At 28.5% G+C, this 20,264-nt stretch carries 25 protein-coding genes; 22 read left to right on the top strand and 3 right to left on the bottom strand.

Annotation, left to right across the window (positions count from 1 at the left end):
- The first annotated feature begins 403 nt into the window (after window positions 1-403).
- The 12 genes from rpmH (at window position 404) to CLSA_RS21820 (ending at window position 10,048) form a co-directional block, all read left to right on the top strand.
- Window positions 404-538 carry a 50S ribosomal protein L34 gene (rpmH, locus tag CLSA_RS21875; protein ID WP_008419045.1) on the top strand — a complete coding sequence of 45 codons (135 nt, stop codon included), beginning with the start codon at window positions 404-406 and terminating at the stop codon, window positions 536-538.
- A gap of 58 nt (window positions 539-596) precedes the next feature.
- Window positions 597-974: a ribonuclease P protein component gene (rnpA, locus tag CLSA_RS21870; RefSeq protein WP_022750811.1), complete on the top strand. Its 378-nt coding sequence runs from the start codon at window positions 597-599 to the stop codon at window positions 972-974.
- Entirely contained in the window at window positions 946-1,155 is a 210-nt protein-coding gene (yidD, locus tag CLSA_RS21865; RefSeq protein ID WP_022750810.1) for a membrane protein insertion efficiency factor YidD, read from the top strand. The genes rnpA and yidD overlap by 29 nt, the downstream gene beginning before the upstream one ends.
- Before the next feature lie 21 nt (window positions 1,156-1,176).
- Window positions 1,177-1,935, top strand: coding sequence for a membrane protein insertase YidC (locus CLSA_RS21860; protein WP_022750809.1), 759 nt, complete (start codon window positions 1,177-1,179; stop codon window positions 1,933-1,935).
- A 39-nt stretch (window positions 1,936-1,974) separates the two neighbouring features.
- Window positions 1,975-2,604: an RNA-binding cell elongation regulator Jag/EloR gene (gene jag, locus CLSA_RS21855; RefSeq protein WP_022750808.1), complete on the top strand. Its 630-nt coding sequence runs from the start codon at window positions 1,975-1,977 to the stop codon at window positions 2,602-2,604.
- Window positions 2,605-2,775: 171 nt separating this feature from the next.
- Entirely contained in the window at window positions 2,776-4,158 is a 1,383-nt protein-coding gene (mnmE, locus tag CLSA_RS21850) for a tRNA uridine-5-carboxymethylaminomethyl(34) synthesis GTPase MnmE (protein WP_022750807.1), read from the top strand.
- 15 nt (window positions 4,159-4,173) lie between these two features.
- Window positions 4,174-6,054 carry a tRNA uridine-5-carboxymethylaminomethyl(34) synthesis enzyme MnmG gene (gene mnmG / locus CLSA_RS21845; protein WP_171770641.1) on the top strand — a complete coding sequence of 627 codons (1,881 nt, stop codon included), beginning with the start codon at window positions 4,174-4,176 and terminating at the stop codon, window positions 6,052-6,054.
- A 17-nt stretch (window positions 6,055-6,071) separates the two neighbouring features.
- On the top strand, window positions 6,072-6,791 hold the full coding sequence (rsmG, locus tag CLSA_RS21840; RefSeq protein WP_022750805.1) for a 16S rRNA (guanine(527)-N(7))-methyltransferase RsmG: 720 nt from the start codon (window positions 6,072-6,074) through the stop codon (window positions 6,789-6,791).
- Between the two features lie 108 nt (window positions 6,792-6,899).
- Window positions 6,900-7,682, top strand: coding sequence for a nucleoid occlusion protein (noc, locus tag CLSA_RS21835; RefSeq protein WP_022750804.1), 783 nt, complete (start codon window positions 6,900-6,902; stop codon window positions 7,680-7,682).
- A gap of 176 nt (window positions 7,683-7,858) precedes the next feature.
- Window positions 7,859-8,620, top strand: a complete 762-nt coding sequence (locus CLSA_RS21830; RefSeq protein WP_022750803.1) for a ParA family protein — start codon at window positions 7,859-7,861, stop codon at window positions 8,618-8,620.
- 9 nt (window positions 8,621-8,629) lie between these two features.
- A complete protein-coding gene (locus CLSA_RS21825) occupies window positions 8,630-9,493 on the top strand; it encodes a ParB/RepB/Spo0J family partition protein (protein ID WP_022750802.1) in 864 nt (287 codons plus the stop codon).
- A gap of 39 nt (window positions 9,494-9,532) precedes the next feature.
- On the top strand, window positions 9,533-10,048 hold the full coding sequence (locus CLSA_RS21820; protein ID WP_022750801.1) for a DUF4446 family protein: 516 nt from the start codon (window positions 9,533-9,535) through the stop codon (window positions 10,046-10,048).
- 159 nt (window positions 10,049-10,207) lie between these two features.
- On the opposite strand, the gene yyaC is transcribed toward CLSA_RS21820, so the two are convergent.
- The 3 genes from yyaC to CLSA_RS21805 form a co-directional block, all read right to left on the bottom strand.
- Window positions 10,208-10,786 carry a spore protease YyaC gene (gene yyaC / locus CLSA_RS21815; protein ID WP_022750800.1) on the bottom strand — a complete coding sequence of 193 codons (579 nt, stop codon included), beginning with the start codon at window positions 10,784-10,786 and terminating at the stop codon, window positions 10,208-10,210.
- A 179-nt stretch (window positions 10,787-10,965) separates the two neighbouring features.
- The gene (locus CLSA_RS21810) at window positions 10,966-12,123 is read right to left on the bottom strand and encodes an aminotransferase class V-fold PLP-dependent enzyme (RefSeq protein ID WP_022750799.1); all 1,158 of its coding nucleotides are present in this window, start codon (window positions 12,121-12,123) and stop codon (window positions 10,966-10,968) included.
- A gap of 10 nt (window positions 12,124-12,133) precedes the next feature.
- Window positions 12,134-12,781: a LysE family translocator gene (locus CLSA_RS21805; protein WP_022750798.1), complete on the bottom strand. Its 648-nt coding sequence runs from the start codon at window positions 12,779-12,781 to the stop codon at window positions 12,134-12,136.
- Between the two features lie 157 nt (window positions 12,782-12,938).
- Here CLSA_RS21805 and CLSA_RS21800 point away from each other — a divergent pair, with 157 nt between their 5' ends.
- The 10 genes from CLSA_RS21800 (at window position 12,939) to lonC (ending at window position 20,227) form a co-directional block, all read left to right on the top strand.
- Window positions 12,939-13,181 carry a putative Se/S carrier protein gene (locus CLSA_RS21800; protein ID WP_022750797.1) on the top strand — a complete coding sequence of 81 codons (243 nt, stop codon included), beginning with the start codon at window positions 12,939-12,941 and terminating at the stop codon, window positions 13,179-13,181.
- A 97-nt stretch (window positions 13,182-13,278) separates the two neighbouring features.
- On the top strand, window positions 13,279-14,097 hold the full coding sequence (locus CLSA_RS21795; RefSeq protein WP_418235967.1) for a mechanosensitive ion channel family protein: 819 nt from the start codon (window positions 13,279-13,281) through the stop codon (window positions 14,095-14,097).
- Window positions 14,097-14,294: a DUF951 domain-containing protein gene (locus tag CLSA_RS21790; RefSeq protein ID WP_022750795.1), complete on the top strand. Its 198-nt coding sequence runs from the start codon at window positions 14,097-14,099 to the stop codon at window positions 14,292-14,294. The genes CLSA_RS21795 and CLSA_RS21790 overlap by 1 nt, the downstream gene beginning before the upstream one ends.
- Window positions 14,295-14,395: 101 nt before the next feature.
- A complete protein-coding gene (gene rpsF / locus CLSA_RS21785) occupies window positions 14,396-14,683 on the top strand; it encodes a 30S ribosomal protein S6 (protein WP_022750794.1) in 288 nt (95 codons plus the stop codon).
- Between the two features lie 14 nt (window positions 14,684-14,697).
- On the top strand, window positions 14,698-15,144 hold the full coding sequence (locus tag CLSA_RS21780; protein WP_022750793.1) for a single-stranded DNA-binding protein: 447 nt from the start codon (window positions 14,698-14,700) through the stop codon (window positions 15,142-15,144).
- A gap of 24 nt (window positions 15,145-15,168) precedes the next feature.
- Entirely contained in the window at window positions 15,169-15,426 is a 258-nt protein-coding gene (gene rpsR, locus CLSA_RS21775; protein WP_041716415.1) for a 30S ribosomal protein S18, read from the top strand.
- Between the two features lie 156 nt (window positions 15,427-15,582).
- Window positions 15,583-15,903, top strand: a complete 321-nt coding sequence (locus CLSA_RS21770) for a MazG-like family protein (protein WP_041716414.1) — start codon at window positions 15,583-15,585, stop codon at window positions 15,901-15,903.
- A gap of 23 nt (window positions 15,904-15,926) precedes the next feature.
- Window positions 15,927-17,870, top strand: a complete 1,944-nt coding sequence (locus CLSA_RS21765) for a DHH family phosphoesterase (protein WP_022750790.1) — start codon at window positions 15,927-15,929, stop codon at window positions 17,868-17,870.
- A 2-nt stretch (window positions 17,871-17,872) separates the two neighbouring features.
- Complete coding sequence (gene rplI, locus CLSA_RS21760) at window positions 17,873-18,316, top strand: 50S ribosomal protein L9 (RefSeq protein ID WP_022750789.1); 444 nt, start codon at window positions 17,873-17,875, stop codon at window positions 18,314-18,316.
- 15 nt (window positions 18,317-18,331) lie between these two features.
- On the top strand, window positions 18,332-20,227 hold the full coding sequence (gene lonC, locus CLSA_RS21755) for a Lon family ATP-dependent protease (RefSeq protein WP_022750788.1): 1,896 nt from the start codon (window positions 18,332-18,334) through the stop codon (window positions 20,225-20,227).
- Window positions 20,228-20,264 lie beyond the last annotated feature (37 nt).

Below are 20,264 nucleotides of genomic sequence, written 5' to 3'. Positions count from 1 at the left end.
GTATATAAATATATCAACATGTCAATAATTATGTTGATATATTTATTAAAAAAAAATAATAAGAATTATATTTCGAAAGTTATAAACAACAGTAAAGTCAAGTAAAATCATTTAAGTAGCGTATAATAATAAAAAAAGATAAACAAGTTATACACAATTTTATCCACAGTTGTGGATAAAATTTAATATTAATAAGTTATTCACAATATATTACTTATGATAACACAAGTAAACACTTATATTCAATAAGTTATCCACAAAAAAATATATATAAATATAATTATCAACAATATATTACCAACTTGACAGGTAATTAGTATCTATATATAATAGTAAAGTAAAATTTAAAATCACAAAGTATAGTTTTTGCTATAAATAATAATTTTAAGGGGGTGCATGTATAATGTTCATGACTTATCAACCTAAAAAGAGACAAAGAAAAAAGGAACATGGCTTCAGAAAAAGAATGAGCACTCAATCAGGAAGAAACATTCTTAAGAGCAGAAGACAAAAAGGAAGAAAAAAATTAACAGCTTAAGGGCCGCACTAAGTGGCCTTTTTTCTGCAAATGCAGGAAAAAAGGAGTTTAGAAATCTATGATTTATAGATTAAAGAAAAATTTTGAATTTACAACTGTATATAGACGAGGAAAGTCATCTGCTAATGATATTCTAGTTATGTACATATTAAAAAATAAAAAAAATAAAGACGAAAATTTAAATTTTTATAATAAATTAGGTGTTTCTGTAAGCAAAAAAGTAGGAAATAGCGTTGTTAGAAGCAGATGCAAAAGATTAATAAGTGAAAGCTTTAGATTAAATTATGATAATATGGTAAAAGGATATGATTTTGTTTTTATAGCAAGAAATCCAATTAAAAGTAAAAACTACTTTGAAGTAGAAAGAGCAATGAATAATTTAATAAAAAAGGCAGGCTTATATAATAATGAAGAAACTTCTAATAAATCTAATTAATTTTTATAGAAAATACATTTCACCAAGAAGACCTTCATGCTGTAGATTTATACCAACTTGTTCACAATATGCTTTAGATGCGATTAATAAATATGGAGTGTTTAAGGGTAGTATGATGGCAATCTACAGGATATTAAGATGTAATCCTTTTTGCAAGGGTGGTTATGATCCAGTAAAGTAATGTATAGGAGGTAAAACATTAATGTTTCAATCGATAGTTGACTTTATGCGAAACATATTTGATTCCCTACATAATTTAATAGTTAATATAGGGGTATCTGATACTGGAGTATCTTATGTTTTGGCAATATTTTTATTTACATTAATTATAAGAATATTAATATTACCATTTAACATTAAAGCTGCAAAATCAACACGAGGAATGCAGAAGATTCAACCGGAATTAAAGAAAATTCAAGAAAAGTACAAAAATGAACCAGAAAAGTTAAATGCAGAAACAATGAAACTATATAAGGATAATAATGTTAATATAGCAGGAGGATGTATTCCTTCAATATTGCCATTACCTATATTAATGGCTCTTTATTGGGTATTTATGGGGATACATGGGGTGAGTGGAGCTTCATTCTTATGGATTAAAGATTTATTTTCACCAGATCCATATTACATATTAGCAATAATTGCTGCATTATCAACTTACGTACCATCATATTTAATGACTAAAGCTGCACCAAGTCAACCTAATGGAATGAATATGGGAACTATGAATATAGCGATGGCAGGAATGATGGGAGTTATGTCATTAAGATTTAGTGCAATATTAGTTTTATATTGGATTATTGGAAACATAATTCAAACTATACAAACTTATTTCTTAAATTATAGACCTGCAATTCAAGAAATTAAAGAAAAAGAAAATAAAGCAGATTCAGAAAAGTTTGTTATAACAACCAATGAATCTAAAAATTCAGCTAATAAAAAGAAGAAAAAGAAAAAATAATTTAAATTTGCTTTGATATTAGAGGTGGTGAATTAACAGATGAAATCAATAGAAGTAGAAGGAAAAACTGTTGAAGAAGCCTTAAGTAATGCTTTAACCCAGTTAGGTTTAGAAAGAAGCATGGTAAATGTTGAAGTTTTAGATCATGGTTCAAAGGGATTATTTAAAGTTATAGGAGTTAAGCCAGCTAAAATAAGAGTTTCTAAGAAATATGATTATATTGAAGAGGCTAGAAGATTTATAGCAAATATACTTAGTTGCATGGAAATAGATGCTGATATAGATATCACTGAAGAAGATGATATTGTTGAAATAAATTTATCAGGAAAAAAGATGGGGCTAATTATTGGCTACAGAGGAGAAACTCTAGATTCCATACAATATTTAGTTTCATTAATAGTTAATAAGGTACACGAACTTCCTCATAAAAAAGTTATATTAGATACTGAAAATTATAGAAGCAAAAGAGAGGAAACTCTTAAGAGTGTTGCTATAAAAACAGCTAACAAGGTTAGGAAAACTGGAAAAGTGTTTAAGTTGGAACCAATGAATCCTTATGAGAGAAGGATTATTCATTCTTCACTTCAGGGAAATGCTTTTATTAATACATATAGTGAAGGCGAAGAACCTTTTAGAAGAGTGGTTGTTGAATTAAAGAAAGATTTGTAGAAGAAAGCCTTAATGGCTTTCTTTTTAAGTTTAAAGATAAAAGTTTGTACTTTTTATGAAAATTTAAATAAAGATAACTTTGACTAATTAAATTTTCTTATGTAAAATTGATATTAGTTTAAATTGGATATACTAATAATAGGAATGCTTCTTTGTAGAGGAGGATAATTAATGAAGGAATTTGATACGATTTGTGCAATAGCGACACCAATTGGAGAAGGTGGTGTTGCTATTGTTAGAATTTCAGGAGAAAAAGCTTTAGATATTGCTGCTAAGATATTTTTAGCTAAGAATAAACAAGATATTAAGCAAATGCAAACATATACTATGAGATACGGAAACGTTATAGATTTAGATAATAATGAAATAGTTGATGATGTTATTTTAAGTTATATGAAGGGACCGCATAGTTACACTGGAGAGAATGTAGTAGAAGTTAACTGTCATGGTGGAGTTGTGGCAACTAATAGAGTTTTAAATCAAATAGTTAAAGCTGGAGCAAGACTTGCAGAACCAGGTGAATTTACAAAACGAGCCTTTTTAAATGGAAGAATAGATTTAAGTCAAGCAGAAGCTATAATGGATATAATTAAAGCAAAAACAGATTTGTCGATGAAATCTGCTATGATGCAAAGTAACGGATCACTTTCTAAGGAGATAGCTGAACTTAGAAAATATTTATTAAACGTATTAGCTTTAATTGAATATGCTGTAGATTTTACTGAAGATGATGAAGATGTTGTTGATGATAATTTAATAATTCAAATTAAAGATGGAATTAATAAGACTCTTTTACGAGTGAAAAATTTATTGAAGAATGCAGATGAAGGAAAGATTATAAGAGATGGACTTAATGTAGTTATTGTTGGTAAACCTAATGTTGGTAAGTCTTCACTTCTGAATGCATTACTAAAGGAAAAAAGAGCAATTGTAACAGATATTGCAGGTACAACTAGAGATGTAATAGAAGAATATATAAATTTAGATGGTATTCCTATTCGAATAACTGATACTGCGGGTATAAGAGATACAGAAGATGCAGTAGAAAAAATAGGAGTTCAGAAATCAAAGGAAAAGATTGAAGAAGCAGATTTGATAATATTGATGCTTGATACATCTAGGGAGATTGATAACGAAGATAAGGCAATAACAGATTTTATAAAGAATAAGAAGTATATAACATTATTAAATAAAGTAGATTTAAATGGAAAGTTACCTGAAGATTTAGCTGAAAGTTTAGATAATAAAATTGAAATATCAGCTAAAACTGGATTTGGACTTGATACATTAAAAGAAGAAATTAAGAAATTGTTCTTTGATGGAAAAATAGATTCAGAAAGCTTGATTATTTCTAATACACGACACAAGCAAGCATTGTACAGAGCTTTAGAAAATTGTGATATAGCTCTGGATAGAGTTAATGCAAATGAATATCTTGATTTAATATCAATTCATATAACAACAGCAATGAAAGCATTAGGTGAAATAACAGGTGATGAATTGGAAGAAGATCTATTAAATAAAATATTTAGTGAATTTTGCGTAGGAAAGTAGGTAATGGAAATGGCTATAAATTACGAAGCTGGGGAATTTGATGTTATTGTAGTTGGGGCAGGGCATGCAGGATGTGAAGCAGCTCTAGCTTCAGCTAGATTAGGTCTTAATACTTTAGTTTGCACTATTAATTTGGATTCAATAGCTTTAATGCCTTGTAATCCTAATATAGGAGGTACTGCAAAGGGTCATTTAGTTAGAGAAATTGATGCGCTGGGTGGAGAAATGGGAGTTAATATTGACCATACATTCATACAGTCGAGAATGCTTAATACTTCAAAGGGACCTGCTGTTCATTCATTAAGGGCACAAGCAGATAAAAAGGATTATCAATTTAGAATGAAAAGAGTCTTAGAAGAGCAGGAAAATCTTAAAATAAGACAAATTGAAGTTACCGAGTTAAAAGTTGAAGATGGAAAGATAACTGGCGTAGTTACTAAAAACGGCGCTATTTTTAAATGTAAGGCGGTAGTGCTTGCAACAGGTACATATTTAAAGGGAAAAATAATTATTGGAGAAGTATCATATAGTGGAGGCCCTAATGGATTATTTCCAGCCAATGATTTATCACAATCATTATTAGAACTAGGAATTGCATTAAGAAGATTTAAAACTGGTACACCAGCTAGAATAAATAGAAAATCTGTAGATTTTTCAAAAATGATAGAACAAAATGGAGATGATAAAATAGTTCCATTTTCGTTTATGAGTGGTGATTTGCAAAAAGAACAGGTACCATGCTATTTAACTTATACTAATGAAACTACTCATAATATAATTAGAGAGAATATAAATAGATCACCAATTTATAATGGAAGTATAAAAGGTGTAGGCCCTAGATATTGTCCATCTATAGAAGATAAGGTTATGAGATTTCCAGATAAAACTCAACATCAAATATTTATTGAACCAGAAGGAACAGACACTTTAGAAATGTATATAGGAGGTTTTTCTTCATCATTACCTGAAGAGGTTCAAGTTAAAATGCTTAAAACTTTACCTGGACTAGAAAATGTTGAAATGATGAGAACTGCTTATGCTATAGAATATGATTCAATAGATCCAACTCAATTAAAGCCTACATTAGAATTTAAAACAGTTGAAGGATTATATGGTGCAGGGCAGCTTAATGGAAGTTCGGGATATGAAGAAGCAGGAGCACAAGGATTAGTTGCAGGTATAAATGCTGCACTGAAAATTAAGAATGAAGAACCTTTAGTATTAACTCGTTCGGACGCTTATATAGGAGTTCTTATTGATGATTTAGTTACTAAAGGAACTAATGAACCATATAGAATGATGACATCGAGAGCAGAATATAGATTATTATTAAGGCAAGATAATGCTGATTTCAGATTAACTGGAATAGGCCATAGAGTTGGATTAGTAACAGAAGAAAGATATAATAAGTTTCTGACAAGAAAGAAAAATGTTGAAGACGAATTGAACAGAGTAAAAAATTTAAAGGTTACAAATAAAAAAGAAGTAAATGAATTTTTGGTTTCATTAAATTCAACTGAGTTAAGAAAGCCTATTACTTTTTATGAATTAATGCAAAGACCAGAATTAGATTACTTTGAATTGGAAGAATTAGATCCTGAAAGACCAGATTTACCATATGATGTTGGAGAACAAATTAATATTCATGCAAAGTATGAAGGATATATTCAAAGTCAACTTGAGCAAGTTGCTCAATTTAAGAAATTTGAAAAGAAGATATTACCTAAAGATATTAATTATAGTGAAGTAAGTGGATTAAGAACAGAAGCTGAACAAAAGTTAAATAATATAAGGCCAATTAGTATAGGGCAAGCATCACGTATTTCTGGAGTATCACCAGCAGATATATCAGTGTTACTTATTTACCTTGAACATCATTATAATAAGCAATCTTAATTGCCAGGGAGGAATTTATGGAATTTTATGATTTGATGCATAAATGTGCAGAAGATGTCGGTTTAGAGTTATCGAAAGATCAATATGAGAAATTTATAAAATATATGAGACTTCTTCAGGAATGGAATGAAAAAATTAATTTAACAGCTATAGTAGAAGATGAAGAAGTTATAAAAAAACATTTTATGGATTGTATAAAAGCTTTTAAAAGAGATGAATTTAAAAAGGCTAAAACATTGATAGATGTTGGAACTGGAGCTGGATTTCCAGGATTGCCAATTGCAATTATGAGAAAAGATTTAAATATAACATTATTAGATTCTTTAAATAAAAGAGTTAATTTTTTAAATACTGTTATTAGTGAATTAGAATTAACTAATGTAAATACAATTCACTCCAGAGCGGAAGATGGAGCAAGAGATGCAAAATTAAGAGAAAAATTTGATATAGCAACATCTAGAGCTGTTGCTAATATGAGCGTATTATCTGAATTTTGTCTTCCATATGTGAAAGTTGGAGGTAATTTTATTGCATTAAAAGGACCTTCAGTTGAGCAGGAAATTAATGATAGTAAGAATGCAATTAAGATTCTTGGTGGGGAATTAGTAGATATATGCGAAGTTACTATTGAGGATACTGAATTAAAGCATAATTTAGTTGTTGTAAAAAAGGTGAAAGAATGTGCTAAGACTTATCCAAGAAAAGCGGGATCTATAACTAAAAAGCCACTTAAATAATATAGTATTAAATTTTAATTGAATACTTAAAATAGAAGAAAATAAGAATAATTTAAATACAGGGTAACTATGTTACACTAATTTTAATAAAGGGATGGGTTGGAAAACATGAATAATGAAATAGTAAAGATTAGCGTAGATAAAGTTGTTCCCAATATTTATCAACCACGAAAATGCTTCAATGAAGATTCAATTGATGAATTATCAAAATCAATTAGACAATATGGAATAATTCAACCACTTACAGTAAGAAAAATGGGAGAAGTTTTTGAATTAGTAGCAGGAGAAAGAAGACTTAGAGCAGCTAAATTAGCTGATTTAGAAACAGTTCCTTGCAATGTAATTGATATAACGGATTCTGAATCAGCTGAAATAGCTTTATTAGAGAACTTGCAGAGAGAAGATTTAAACTACATTGAAGAGGCAGAAGCATATTATAATTTAATTAATGAACATAACTTTACACAAGATGAATTAGCAAAAAGGATGGGGAAGAAGCAATCTACTATTGCTAATAAATTAAGGCTGTTAAAACTTAGTTCTAAAGTTAGAGAAATATGTTTACAAAATAAATTAACTGAAAGACATTCTAGAGCATTACTTACTATTCCTAATGAAGAACTGCAATTAAAAGTCGTTCAGAAAGTAATAAAAGATGGGTTAAATGTAAAGAAGACAGAAGAACTTATTAATAAGGAATTACTTAAATTAGCAGGAAAACAATTGAAAGATAAAAGAAAAAGAAATATAAAAAGTGCGTTACCTGCAAAATTATATGTAAATACAATTAAACAAGTTTTACAAAAGTTTGATATACCAGCGGAATACGGATATAAAGATGAAGAAGATTTCATAGAAGTAACAGTAAAAATCCCTAAAGTAAAAAAATAAAAATTTAATATTATTTTGAATGAGGGCAAAATATTAATGCTCTCATTTTTTTACAATCATTTTGATACATATTTGAATACTATTTGTGTTTTTTACAACATAATTCTTTTATTATCGAATAAAAATATATATAATATTAATATGGGAAAGGGGGGACGCTCTTTTAGGGCTTATATATGAAAACAATTTGTATTTTTAATCAAAAAGGTGGAGTAGGAAAAACGACTACTAACATAAACTTATGTGCATATCTTGCGATGGAAGGTTATAAGGTTTTAACTATAGATATAGATCCTCAAGGTAATACAACAAGTGGACTAGGGTTAGATAAAAATAACTTAGATTGCTCTATTTATGATGTACTAGTTTCTGATAATACAATGAAAGAATCAATAGTTGGAAGTGATTTGGTTCAGAATCTATTTATATCACCATCTACTATGGAACTTGCAGGTGCAGAAGTAGAATTAATAAATAGAGATGACAAACAGAATATTATGAAGAATAAATTGAAGGAAGTTGAGGATGAATATGACTATGTATTTATAGATTGTCCACCATCTTTAGGTGTATTAACAATAAACGCATTGACTTGTGCAGATTCTGTTTTAATTCCAATTCAATGTGAATTTTATGCATTAGAGGGTGTAAGTCAGTTAATGAGTACTATACAGTTAGTAAAAAAGTCTCTTAATAAGAAATTGGAGATTGAAGGTGTAGTAATGACTATGTTTGATTATAGAACTAATCTTAGCAATGAAGTTTTAAAAGAAGTTCAAAAATTCTTTAAAGATAAAGTATATAAATCAACCATATCAAGAAACATAAGACTAGCAGAAGCACCAAGTTTTGGACTACCAATTATGTTATATGATGAAAAGTGTAAAGGGGCAGAAGCCTACGTTAAATTAACAAAAGAATTTTTAAAAAGGCAGTAGGTGAATGAAATGGGAAAAAAATTTGCTTTAGGAAAAGGATTAAGTGCGCTTATACCAGATGATACGCAAGAAAATATTGAGGGAAACAACAAAATGTTAATTCCAATAAACAAAATTAAAGGAGATAAAGATCAACCAAGAAAAACATTTGATTCTGAAAAGATAGCAGAGTTAACGGAATCAATAAAAGCTCATGGTATAATTCAACCTTTAATTTTAAGGAAAGAAACAGATGAACAATATATTATAGTAGCAGGTGAAAGAAGATGGAGAGCTGCTAAATTGGCTGGAGTGAAGGATGTACCTGCCATTGTTATGGAATTAAGCGGAAGAGATATTTTAGAAATTTCTCTAATTGAAAATATTCAAAGACAAGATTTAAATCCAATTGAAGAAGCTTTGGCTTATAAAAATTTAATCAATGATTTTAAAATAACTCAAGAAGAACTGAGTAAGAGAATTGGAAAATCAAGAGTTGCAATTGCTAATACAATGAGATTAATTAATTTAGATAAGAGAGTTCAACAATACATAATTGAAGGTATTATTACAGAAGGTCATGGAAGAGCTCTGCTAGCTATAAGTGATGAACAAATTCAATATGAATTGGCACAACAAATAATAGATGAAAAGTTATCAGTTCGAGATCTGGAAAGATTAATAAAAAGGATTAAGGATAAAGAGAATAATATATCTCCTGAAGAAGATAAGAATGATGAATTAAATCCATATTATAAAGATATAAAAAATCAATTACAAAACTATTTTGGTACAAAAGTAAATATATCAAATAAAAAAAATAGAGGAAAAATAGAAATAGAATATTATTCTGAAGATGATTTACAAAGAATACTAGATATTATTAATATGTAATGTTTCACGTGAAACAATTATGAAAGGAATGACAATAAATTGGAAGCATTAATTAGTTCAGTTAATGAATTTATACCATATATAATGATAGGGATGGCAGTAATAATTATATTATTATTTATTATGATAATAGTTTTATTTAAGGCTGTAGGAAGAGTTGAAAGTAGATATAGAAAGTTAATGAAAGGCACTAATAATAAGAATCTGGAAGAAATGCTATTAGAACGATTGGATAGTATCGAAGATGCGAAGGAAATATCTAAAAAAGTATTGAGTGAATGCGAAAAACTAGAAATTAAAATGAAGGAATGTATTCAAAAAGTAGCTATTATGAGATATAAGGCATTTGAAAATGTTGGTAGTGACTTGAGTTTCTCTATTGCAATGCTAGATGATAATAATGATGGAGTAATATTAACTGGTATTTATGGAAGACAAGAAAGTACTACTTACGCAAAGCCAATTGATAAGGGAATATCGAGATATGATTTATCAGAAGAAGAACTATATGTTTTAAATGAAGCATCAAATAAAAATAGTAATGTAGAAAAGTAAGTACTTAATGTACTTACTTTTCTATTTTTTTATTTAATGTTATTAAAAACAGGAGCTTTTTAATAGCTTATTTACAAAGAAATGTTTCACGTGAAACATTTTTAACCTAATTGAGATTAATATAAATTTATAAGAGTAAGTTTGCGTTTATTAAAGAAACTAAATTATATCATTAACATTGGAATTATTTCTTTTTATAGATTTTAAAGTAAAGTGATATATCCCCCTAGAAATTGTATCAGCAAGACTCATTACAGTATATAATCTAGTATTTTGCAAAACTAAAAATTCAAAGTTACCAGAAATATTAACAATACCAGTTATGCTCATTTCTCCAACAGGAGGAAGAGATTTATTGAGTGCTAATCCAGGTAAAAGAGGCTTCTTTTGTATAAATATTTTACCTATATTATTTAAACAGCCCAAGCAAGAGTCAATAGCAACTATATATGGATCATTGAAGTTAAATTTAATTTTTTCTAATATTGTAATTATGTTTTTGGCATGAATGGGATTTTCCAAAGTACCATAAATATGGATTTTATCCTTTGATATAAATTTTAGTTTATGTCCAACTAAGGGTCCCAAAGAATCACCAGTAGAACGGTCACTACCAATGCAAATAAAAATGATAGGTCTATTATTATCAAGAACAGGTTGTAATTCAGTTAATAGGTAATCTTTAATCTTAACATAGGCAAAAGGGGAAAAAGCATCTATAGAAAAATTTTCATTCATAAAAAAACCTCCTTATATTAGATTTATTTCCAATAAGGGAGGTTTTATTCATAATATATAATTATTGATATATTATACAAGTTATATAATGTAACATATAAATTAAAGTTTATATTCTATCGAGGAAATTTAAGAAGTTACATAAATGTATAATTACAGTTTGTAATTTGTTACTTATATTAAAAATCTTGATTATTACAAATTTTATTTAAAACCATAAGTGCATAGTCAATCTCTTGCTTAGTTGTAAAATAACTAATACTCAATCTTACGGTGCCATTAGGATAAGTACCTATAGACTTATGAGCTAATGGCGCACAATGTAGCCCACAACGGGTTTTTATACCGTGACATTCTAAACTATATCCAACCTCGGAAGCATCTAATGAATTTATATTTATAGATATACAGGTAGTTATATTTTTACCAGATAAATCTCCATAAACAGTCAATCCTTTTATATTTAATAATCCATTTAAAAAATAATTTATTAAATCGTGGTTATGTTGATATATTGAATTTAAACCAATAGAATTTATGTATTTAATACCTTCGGATAAACCAATTATACCAGGAAGATTATGAGTTCCGCATTCGAATTTATCAGGTAAAAAATCAGGCTGATTTAATGAGTAAGACATACTTCCTGTACCACCTTGAAATATACTACAACAAGAGTTATTTAATTCATCATCTAATATAAAGCCGCCGATACCTTGAGGTCCTAATAAACTTTTATGTCCGGTAAATGCAATAGCATTAGCTCCAATGCTTTTCATATTAATATCTAATACGCCTGCACCTTGAGAGGAATCTATAATAAAAAATATATTATTTTCTCTACATATTTTTCCTATAGATAATATATCTTGGATTGAGCCAGTAACATTAGAGGCTTGAGTTATAATAACTAATTTTGTTTTTTGATTAATTTTATTTTTTAAATCATCTATATTGATAAATCCGGATGAATCTGCTTGCACAATATCTAAATCGATATTTAATAAATTTTTGCATGAAAAAAGTGGTCTTATCACAGAATTATGTTCCATTGAAGAAGTTATAACATGATCTCCGTTTTTTAATAGTCCTTTAATCAACATATTTAAAGAAGTAGTTACGTTATTAGTGAATATTACGTTACTTGGAGAATCAAAACCAAAAAAATCACAGACAGTTTCTCTTGCTTCATATAGATACCTGTTGCTTTTGAGAGAATTACTATAATTTCCACGTCCGGCATTTCCACCTACATTAATCATATAATTATACATACCATCTATAACTTGTTTAGGTTTAGGAAAAGTTGTTGATGAATTATCTAAATAAACTTCCATGTACTCACCTCTAAAAAATAAATTTATAAATTCCAGCAATAATAAATATAGCACCTAAAATAGTAAGAAAATAATTTAACAAATTTGAAGTTTTATCTGCATAATTTGATTTTACTTTTTTAAATCCTTTACTTACTAATATATTGAGAAGACAAAACCAAGTTATACTTCCAACTATCATTGAAGAAATTGCAAAAATAAAAAATAATCGGCCATGAACTCTCCAAACACTTAGAACAGTTCCACTTAATGCAATCCACATTGATGGAGTTGTTGGATTGAGAAAAGTTATCAAAAATCCAGCTAGAAATCCATTTGAATTAGTTGAATAGTTAAGTTTTTTGGAATTAGAATCATGTGTTTTTGATTTAAGCGATATTCGGTTAAATAGAATTAAAATAATTCCTGATATAATCCAAAAGATACTTTGGAAATGGTGATGATTACTTAGTAGTGTAAATAAGCCTAAATTTATAATTATTATGTATACAATATCAGCAGATACAGCACCTACAGATACCTTAAATCCCTCCTTAAATCCTTTAGATATAGAACGACTTACAGATTCAATACCAGAAGGTCCAATTGGAATTGAGGCTACAAAGCCAGTAAAAAAACCTACTAATATAGCCTTAAATATATTGTATATTGAAAACATGATATTCTCCTTTTAATTGCATTTGTATATAATTATAAAATAAAAGAAAAGTTTTTTCATTAAATTTGCAAAGTTTTTAGACTTTATATATATTATACCTTTATAAAGTAAAAAAAATATATATAATATAAATTATAATACAAAAGGTGGTGTGAATATGACATATTATATAATAGTATTTAAAAATACATATGATGCAATGTCAGCAGAAAAAAAATTAAATGAACTTAAGTATAATTTTAAAATAATGCCTACGCCTACATCAATTACAATGAGTTGTGGTATATGTGTGAGAATTGATTCAGAAGATGAAATTAAATCAATATTAAATCAAGAAATATTAGAGTATAAAAATATATATTTAAGAGAAAACGGTGAATATATTTTAATTAACGAATAGAGGTGAGGATGTTTAGGTGTTTCATGGAGTTTTACAAGGAATATTAGAAAAAAGTGAGTTCTTACAAACGGTATTAGGCGAAGGACAAGTAAAATTCGTGGAAAATTGCATAGAAAAAACTCTAAGTATTATATTTGTTTTTATATTAATGTATTTTTCTATAAAGATGGGAGAATCTTTAATTAAAAGGTTTGTACAAAAACAAGTAGAAAGCAATGCAACGCTTTCACTAGATACTCAAAGAGCAAAAACACTAGGAGAAGTACTGAAGAGTGTTTTAAAATATTCAGTATATGTTATGGGAATAACAATTATATTATCAATTTTATTTGGTCAAATATCCTTTACTTTTGCAAGCATAGGTGGAGTTGCAGTTGGTCTTGGAGCACAAAGCCTTATAAAGGATTTAATTAATGGATTTTTTATTTTATTTGAAAATCAATTTGGAGTTGGAGATCATGTAACTATAGGTAACTTTAATGGAATTGTTAAGAGTATAGGCATTAGAACAACAGTAATTATAGATTTTAATGGAGATATACATTCAATTCCAAATGGTTCTATAATAGGAGTAACTAATCATTCAAGAAATGATATTAGATTTATAGTGGATGTAAATATTGCTTATGAAGAAGATATAGAAAAAGTAATTAATGTTATTAAGAACACTTGTGATGAGTTTAAGGCTAAAAACTCAGAGTATATAAATGAAACTATAGAAGTAAAAGGAATAATAGCACTTGGAGTTTCAAATGTTACAATAAGAATGGCTGGTAAAGCAAAGCCACTTAGTCAATGGAAAATGGAAAATGATCTTAGAAAAGCAGTAAAATTAGCATTAGATAAGAATAAAATACAAATGACTTGTCAAAACTCACAATTAGTTAATGAAAATTTAGAGAAAGGTGATAAATAGTGATAGAAAATTTTAATCTTGGAGACATAGTACAAATGAAAAAACAGCATCCTTGTGGATCAAGTGAATTTGAAATAATAAGGGTAGGCGCAGATATAAAAATAAAATGTACTGGCTGTGGAAGAATCGTGATGATTCCTAGAAGTAAGTTTCAAAAAGAAGCAAAAAAAATAATAGTTCCTGTAGAAGAAAGTTAATTAAAATACTTGAAGTTTCTTTATTTAGGTGATATAATCATAAATTGTAATCCCTGCTGTGCAAAGCACAGCCGTTAGTCCGAGGGGAGGAGGTGAAATTAATGAAAAAGTACGAAACTATATTTATATTAAACCCATCATTCGATGAAGAAACTGTTAAAGCAAACATCGAAAAGTTTAAGGGTGTTATAGAAAATGGTGGAGGAACAGTAGAAAATGTTGATTTCTGGGGTAAGAGAAAACTTGCTTATGAAATTGCAAAAGTTAGTGAAGGTTACTATACTTTAGTTAACTTTACAGCTGGCCCTGAATTACCAAGAGAGTTAGATAGAATATTCAGAATCACTGATGGTGTTATCAGACATATCATTGTTAACGAACAAGCGTAAGGTGGTGTTGTAAAATGAATAAAGTAGTTCTAATTGGAAGATTAACCAAAGATCCAGAACTAAGATTTACTCCAGGAAGTGGAGCAGCAGTAACAACCTTAACATTAGCAGTTGATAAATATAACACTAAGACTGGTCAAAGAGAAGCGGATTTTGTACCTGTAGTTGTATGGGGCAAACAAGCTGAAAGTACTGCTAATTACATGAGTAAAGGTAGCCAAATGGCTATTAGTGGTAGAATTCAAACCAGGAATTATGAAGCAAAAGATGGTACTAGAAGATATGTTACTGAAGTAGTTGCTACAGAAGTACAATTCTTAAGTAAAGGAAATGCTTCAGGTAATGCTGGGTCAAGTTTTGGCAACAGCAATGAATATTCAGCACCAGCCAATGATGTATTTGGTGGTGGAAACTTTGAGGAAGATATAACTCCAGTAGATGATGGAGATATGCCTTTCTAATAATTTAGGTAAGGAGGGAAAATGATGAGCAGAGAAGAAAACAACAACAGAAGACCAGGCGGTAGAATGAGAAGATCTAGAAAAAAAGTTTGTGCTTTTTGTGTAGATAAAGCTGAATTCATCGACTACAAAGACATAAATAAGCTTAGAAAATATGTTACAGAAAGAGGAAAGATACTTCCAAGAAGAATTTCTGGAACTTGTGCTAAGCATCAAAGAGAATTAACTTCTGCTATTAAGAGAGCAAGAAATATAGCATTATTACCTTTCACAACTGAGTAAAAGAAATAATGTTTAACTCCTGAGAAATCAGGGGTTTTTTTTTATAAAAATTAATTTGTAAAAAAATAGAAAATAATTATAAATTCTTGCAATACGTATAAAAAAAATTTAAAATAAGAATACAAGGGTTAAAGTTGAATGAGAGGTGGTATTGCTATGAAAAAGGATAATTTTAATATAATGACCAATATTAAAATTATAGAAGACTTGAAAGCACAACTTCTTTGTATAATAGGAGAGTTTTTTAGGCTTTTAACAAAAGGAAATAATGTAGCACGAGACGCCATATTAGATTGTATTTCAGGTGCTATAATCATATTATATGTTTTAGGTGAAAAGTTAGGATATGAGTTTAGTGATATTGACCATGTAGCAAAATCAAAATTAGATTTAGGAATAAGAGCTGAAGATTGTGTTGAAAAGGAAGGAAGAAGCTTAAGTAAGCTAAAGCGTTACATTGATACAAGAAGAGATTAGATGTATACCTTAGGAGGCTTTTTATGAATGAGATTACTGCGATTAAACGTTTGCTTAAGCCTGGATTATTAATTATAACTTCAATAATATTATTTTTATTTAATTATAAATGGATAAGTATATTTATTCTTATAGTTTATTTTTTAGTAGATAATTTTTATCAGTTAATATCATATTTAAAAAAGCAAAATGAGGACAAAGAATTTATAAAAGCTATTAACAATGGAATTTCAGATAATTTATTGCGGTTTGTATATCCATTAGCTTTAATAAATGAAAATGGAGATTTAGTATGGTATAATAAGTTATTTAATTCTTTAAAGTCTGAGCAAGAAATTTCAGAAACAAATATTTTAAACATTGCTAAAGGATTAAATTTAGAAAATGTTTTAAAATATGAAGATAAACTACATCAAAGACTAAACATTAATAGTAGATTATATGATGTTTACGCTACACCAATTGAAAAGACAGATAAAGGTTCCACATATTTATTATCTTTTAATGATATAACAAAGTTTGTAGATTATGAAACAACTCAAGAAGGTATCATGCTAATGGAGGTAGACAACTTCACTGAAGCTTTGGATAAAACTGATGAAAATAACAGACCTCTTTTAGTTGCTGAAATCGAAAGGACAATAAATTCGTATGCTAATAATTTAAAAGCAATGATTAAAAAATATGATACCAATAAATATGTATTATCTGTTCAAAATAAATATATAGATGATCAGATAAAGCAAAAATTCAATATAATAGAAGATATATCTAAGATTAATAAAGGAAATGCATTAGAAGTCACATTAAGCATAGGAGTAGGAATAGGTGGAATGTCACCACTTGATAACTATAATAATGCCAATATAGCAAAGGAATTAGCATTAGGTAGAGGTGGAGATCAAGTTGCTGTAAAGCATAATAATGATATAAAGTTTTTTGGTGGAAATACAAAAGAAATAGAAAAAAGAACTAAAGTAAAGGCTAGAGTTATTGCTAGGGCTTTAGCGGAACTAATTTATGAAAGTAGTAATGTATATATTATAGGTCATAAGAATCCGGATATGGATTGTTTTGGGTCGGCAGTAGGATTAGCGAGTGCTGTTAAACAGTTGGGAAGCAAATGTAATATAGTATTAAACAAAGATATAAATGCAATTGATTATTATTTTAACAAATTGAGTAAAGAACCTAAATATGATGGATTATTTATATCAACTGAAGATGCAAAGAATGCTATTGATGATCAAACATTAATTATTATAGTAGATGTTCATAATAAAAGTTATATTGAAGATCTTTCTTTAGTGGAAAAGGCAAAAAGAAAAGTCATAATAGATCATCATAGAAGAAGTCCAGATATGATAGAAAATGATATGTTAAATTACATAGAAGTATATGCTTCTTCAACATCCGAAATGGTAACTGAAATTATTCAATATATGGTTGAAAAACCTAACTTAACAAGAACAGAGGCTGAAGGATTACTGGCAGGCATATTTATGGATACTAAAGGTTTTTCCTTCAAAACTGGAGTTAGAACATTTGAAGCAGCATCATTTTTAAAATCTTTAGGAGCCGATACAATTGAGATTAAAAAGATGTTTACTGATGATTTAGATGATTACTTACTTATTGCTGAAACAATAAAGTCTTCAGAAGTAAATGATAATATAGCTATTGCAATAACACCTAAAAACGTAGATACTGTAATTATAGCAAAAGCTGCAGATGAGTTACTAAATATTTCGGGAATATCTGTGAGCTTTGTATTAGGTGAAGTAAATAATGATATATACATTAGTGGAAGATCTATTGGAGATATAAACATTCAAATTGTGCTAGAAGCATTAGGTGGTGGCGGACATATGAATATTGCTGGAACTAAAATGTCCAACATTACAATGGAAGAAGTAATTAATAAATTAAGAGAAGCAATTAAAAAATACTTAAGGATAGGTGAATAGAAATGAAAGTTATTTTATTACAAGATGTAAAAAAGATAGGTAAAAAGGGTGATGTTATTGAAGCATCAGATGGATATGCAAGAAACTTTTTATTTCCTAGGAAATTAGCTCAAGAAGCTAGTGAAGCTAATATGCATATATTAAATAATAAAAAGGAAAATGAAAGAAAACAAAAGCTAGCGGAACTTGAAGCAGCACAAAAATTAGCTGGAGAGTTAAAGGGCAAGGAAGTAACAATAAAAGCTAAGACAGGAGAAAATGGAAAGTTATTTGGAGCTATAACTAGTAAAGATGTTGCAGAATTAATTAATCAACAATACAAAATTGAAATAGATAAAAAGAAAATTGTTATGGATACAATAAAATTAGCCGGAGGATATGAAATAGAAGTTAAATTATATCCAGAAGTCAGCACTAAAATGAAGGTGATTATTGTTCCACAATAATAAGGAGGACTAATTTTGAATTCACATGATGACCAAAATTTATTGCAAGATGTTATTTCAGGAAATTTATCAGAAGAATCACAAATTGATGCATTATTTGAAATGACAAAAAATGTTCTTGATAAAGGTGCATTTAAATCTAGAAGTATTAGATTTAAATTGAATAAATTTATACAATCATTAAATCTTTGTGAAAGAATTTTTGCATTGAACACCATTTTAGCAGAAGGTAAGGATTTGAATAGTGTACCTAAACAAGAGGAATTAAAATCAGCTATAGATAGAACTGTAAAATTACTTTCAAATGAGATAGCTAAAAGATATGTTCAAAGCAAGATAGAATCTCAAGTTGAACAATCTATTATGGAGAAGCAGGAAAAATATATAGATGAAGTAAGACTTTCTGTTATAAATAAGCAAAAAGGTGTTGAAAATAAAAAAACACTTAGTAAATTAAATAATTTAATTGAATTGGATAGCAAAGTTACAAGCAAGAATATAATGAGTTTTTTAAGACCTAAGGATTTTAGTCAAGTAGTAGGTCAAGAAAGAGCTATTAAATCATTAATATCAAAACTTTCATCTCCATATCCACAACACATAATATTATATGGACCTCCTGGGGTTGGAAAAACTACAGCTGCAAGACTTGCACTTGATGAAGTTAGAAAACTTTCGTTTACTCCTTTTGATGAAAAATCAAAATTTGTTGAAGTAGATGGAACTACATTAAGATGGGATCCAAGAGAAATAACTAATCCACTACTTGGTTCAGTTCATGATCCAATATATCAAGGAAGTAAGAGGGATTTAGCTGAAGTTGGTATACCAGAACCAAAACCAGGTTTGGTTACAGAAGCGCATGGAGGAGTTTTATTTATCGATGAAATAGGTGAGTTAGATTCTATGCTTCAAAATAAATTATTAAAGGTATTAGAAGATAAGAGAGTTGAATTTTCATCATCATATTATGATCCAGATGACGAAATGATTCCTAAATATATTAAATATCTTTTTGATAATGGAGCACCAGCAGATTTTGTTTTAATTGGGGCTACAACTAAGAGTCCTAGTGAGATTAACCCAGCGTTAAGATCAAGATGTACAGAAGTTTATTTTGAACCACTTTCTTCAGAGGACATAGTGCTTATCGTAGAAGTTGCAGCAAGAAAGTTAAATGTAAGACTAGAAGAAGGGGTAGCACAAAAGATTAGCAATTATACGTTTGAAGGAAGAAAAGCTGTAAATATATTAACGGATGCATATGGATATGCGTTACACTGTAATAATAAATTAATAGATAATTTAGAAATAAACATGTCACATCTAGATGAAATAATATCAATTGGAAGATATACACCTTTTGAAAGATTGACAGATACTAATAAAAGTCAAATAGGGCATGTTTATGGATTAGGCGTAAGTGGATTCTTAGGTTCTACAATAGAAATTGAAGCTGCAGCATTTCCAGCAAAGAAAAAAGGGGCTGGAATAGTTAGATTTAATGATACTGCTGGATCTATGGCCAAAGATTCTGTATTTAATGCTGCATCAGTTATAAGAAATATAACTGATAAAGACATTAAAGATTATGATATTCATGTTAATGTTATTGGTGGAGGAAAAATAGATGGACCTTCAGCAGGAGCTGCTATTACAATATGTATAATGAGTGCACTGTTAAATAAGCCAATAAGACAAGATATAGCAATTACAGGAGAAATATCTCTTCAAGGTAAGGTTAAACCAGTAGGAGGAATATTCGAAAAAATATATGGAGCTGGAAGAATGGGAATAAAGCTTGTTTTAGTTCCAAAGGATAATGAAAAAGAAATTCCTTTAAATATTAAAAATATAGATGTAAAAACTATAGATTCAATAGAAAAACTTATGGATATCGCATTTAATTAATTAAATAAGTCTCCTTAATAATAGGAGACTTTTTTAC

It is taken from the genome of Clostridium saccharobutylicum DSM 13864, from assembly GCF_000473995.1.
GTDB lineage: Bacteria > Bacillota > Clostridia > Clostridiales > Clostridiaceae > Clostridium > Clostridium saccharobutylicum.
This window is presented reverse-complemented; position numbering and strand designations above follow the sequence as displayed.

Bases quoted from the DNA above. Each gene is read 5' to 3' on its own strand.
- CLSA_RS21805 (WP_022750798.1), bottom strand. From the start codon at position 12,781: ATGTTTTCAATATACAATATATTTAAGGCTATATTAGTAGGTTTTTTT.
- yyaC (WP_022750800.1), bottom strand. From the start codon at position 10,786: ATGAATGAAAATTTTTCTATAGATGCTTTTTCCCCTTTTGCCTATGTT.
- rpsF (WP_022750794.1), top strand. From the start codon at position 14,396: ATGAAAAAGTACGAAACTATATTTATATTAAACCCATCATTCGATGAA.
- CLSA_RS21810 (WP_022750799.1), bottom strand. From the start codon at position 12,123: ATGGAAGTTTATTTAGATAATTCATCAACAACTTTTCCTAAACCTAAA.
- CLSA_RS21765 (WP_022750790.1), top strand. From the start codon at position 15,927: ATGAATGAGATTACTGCGATTAAACGTTTGCTTAAGCCTGGATTATTA.
- CLSA_RS21800 (WP_022750797.1), top strand. From the start codon at position 12,939: ATGACATATTATATAATAGTATTTAAAAATACATATGATGCAATGTCA.
- rpmH (WP_008419045.1), top strand. From the start codon at position 404: ATGTTCATGACTTATCAACCTAAAAAGAGACAAAGAAAAAAGGAACAT.
- CLSA_RS21830 (WP_022750803.1), top strand. From the start codon at position 7,859: ATGAAAACAATTTGTATTTTTAATCAAAAAGGTGGAGTAGGAAAAACG.
- jag (WP_022750808.1), top strand. From the start codon at position 1,975: ATGAAATCAATAGAAGTAGAAGGAAAAACTGTTGAAGAAGCCTTAAGT.
- mnmE (WP_022750807.1), top strand. From the start codon at position 2,776: ATGAAGGAATTTGATACGATTTGTGCAATAGCGACACCAATTGGAGAA.
- rplI (WP_022750789.1), top strand. From the start codon at position 17,873: ATGAAAGTTATTTTATTACAAGATGTAAAAAAGATAGGTAAAAAGGGT.
- rsmG (WP_022750805.1), top strand. From the start codon at position 6,072: ATGGAATTTTATGATTTGATGCATAAATGTGCAGAAGATGTCGGTTTA.
- yidD (WP_022750810.1), top strand. From the start codon at position 946: ATGAAGAAACTTCTAATAAATCTAATTAATTTTTATAGAAAATACATT.
- rnpA (WP_022750811.1), top strand. From the start codon at position 597: ATGATTTATAGATTAAAGAAAAATTTTGAATTTACAACTGTATATAGA.
- CLSA_RS21825 (WP_022750802.1), top strand. From the start codon at position 8,630: ATGGGAAAAAAATTTGCTTTAGGAAAAGGATTAAGTGCGCTTATACCA.
- CLSA_RS21860 (WP_022750809.1), top strand. From the start codon at position 1,177: ATGTTTCAATCGATAGTTGACTTTATGCGAAACATATTTGATTCCCTA.
- rpsR (WP_041716415.1), top strand. From the start codon at position 15,169: ATGAGCAGAGAAGAAAACAACAACAGAAGACCAGGCGGTAGAATGAGA.
- noc (WP_022750804.1), top strand. From the start codon at position 6,900: ATGAATAATGAAATAGTAAAGATTAGCGTAGATAAAGTTGTTCCCAAT.
- CLSA_RS21770 (WP_041716414.1), top strand. From the start codon at position 15,583: ATGAAAAAGGATAATTTTAATATAATGACCAATATTAAAATTATAGAA.
- CLSA_RS21780 (WP_022750793.1), top strand. From the start codon at position 14,698: ATGAATAAAGTAGTTCTAATTGGAAGATTAACCAAAGATCCAGAACTA.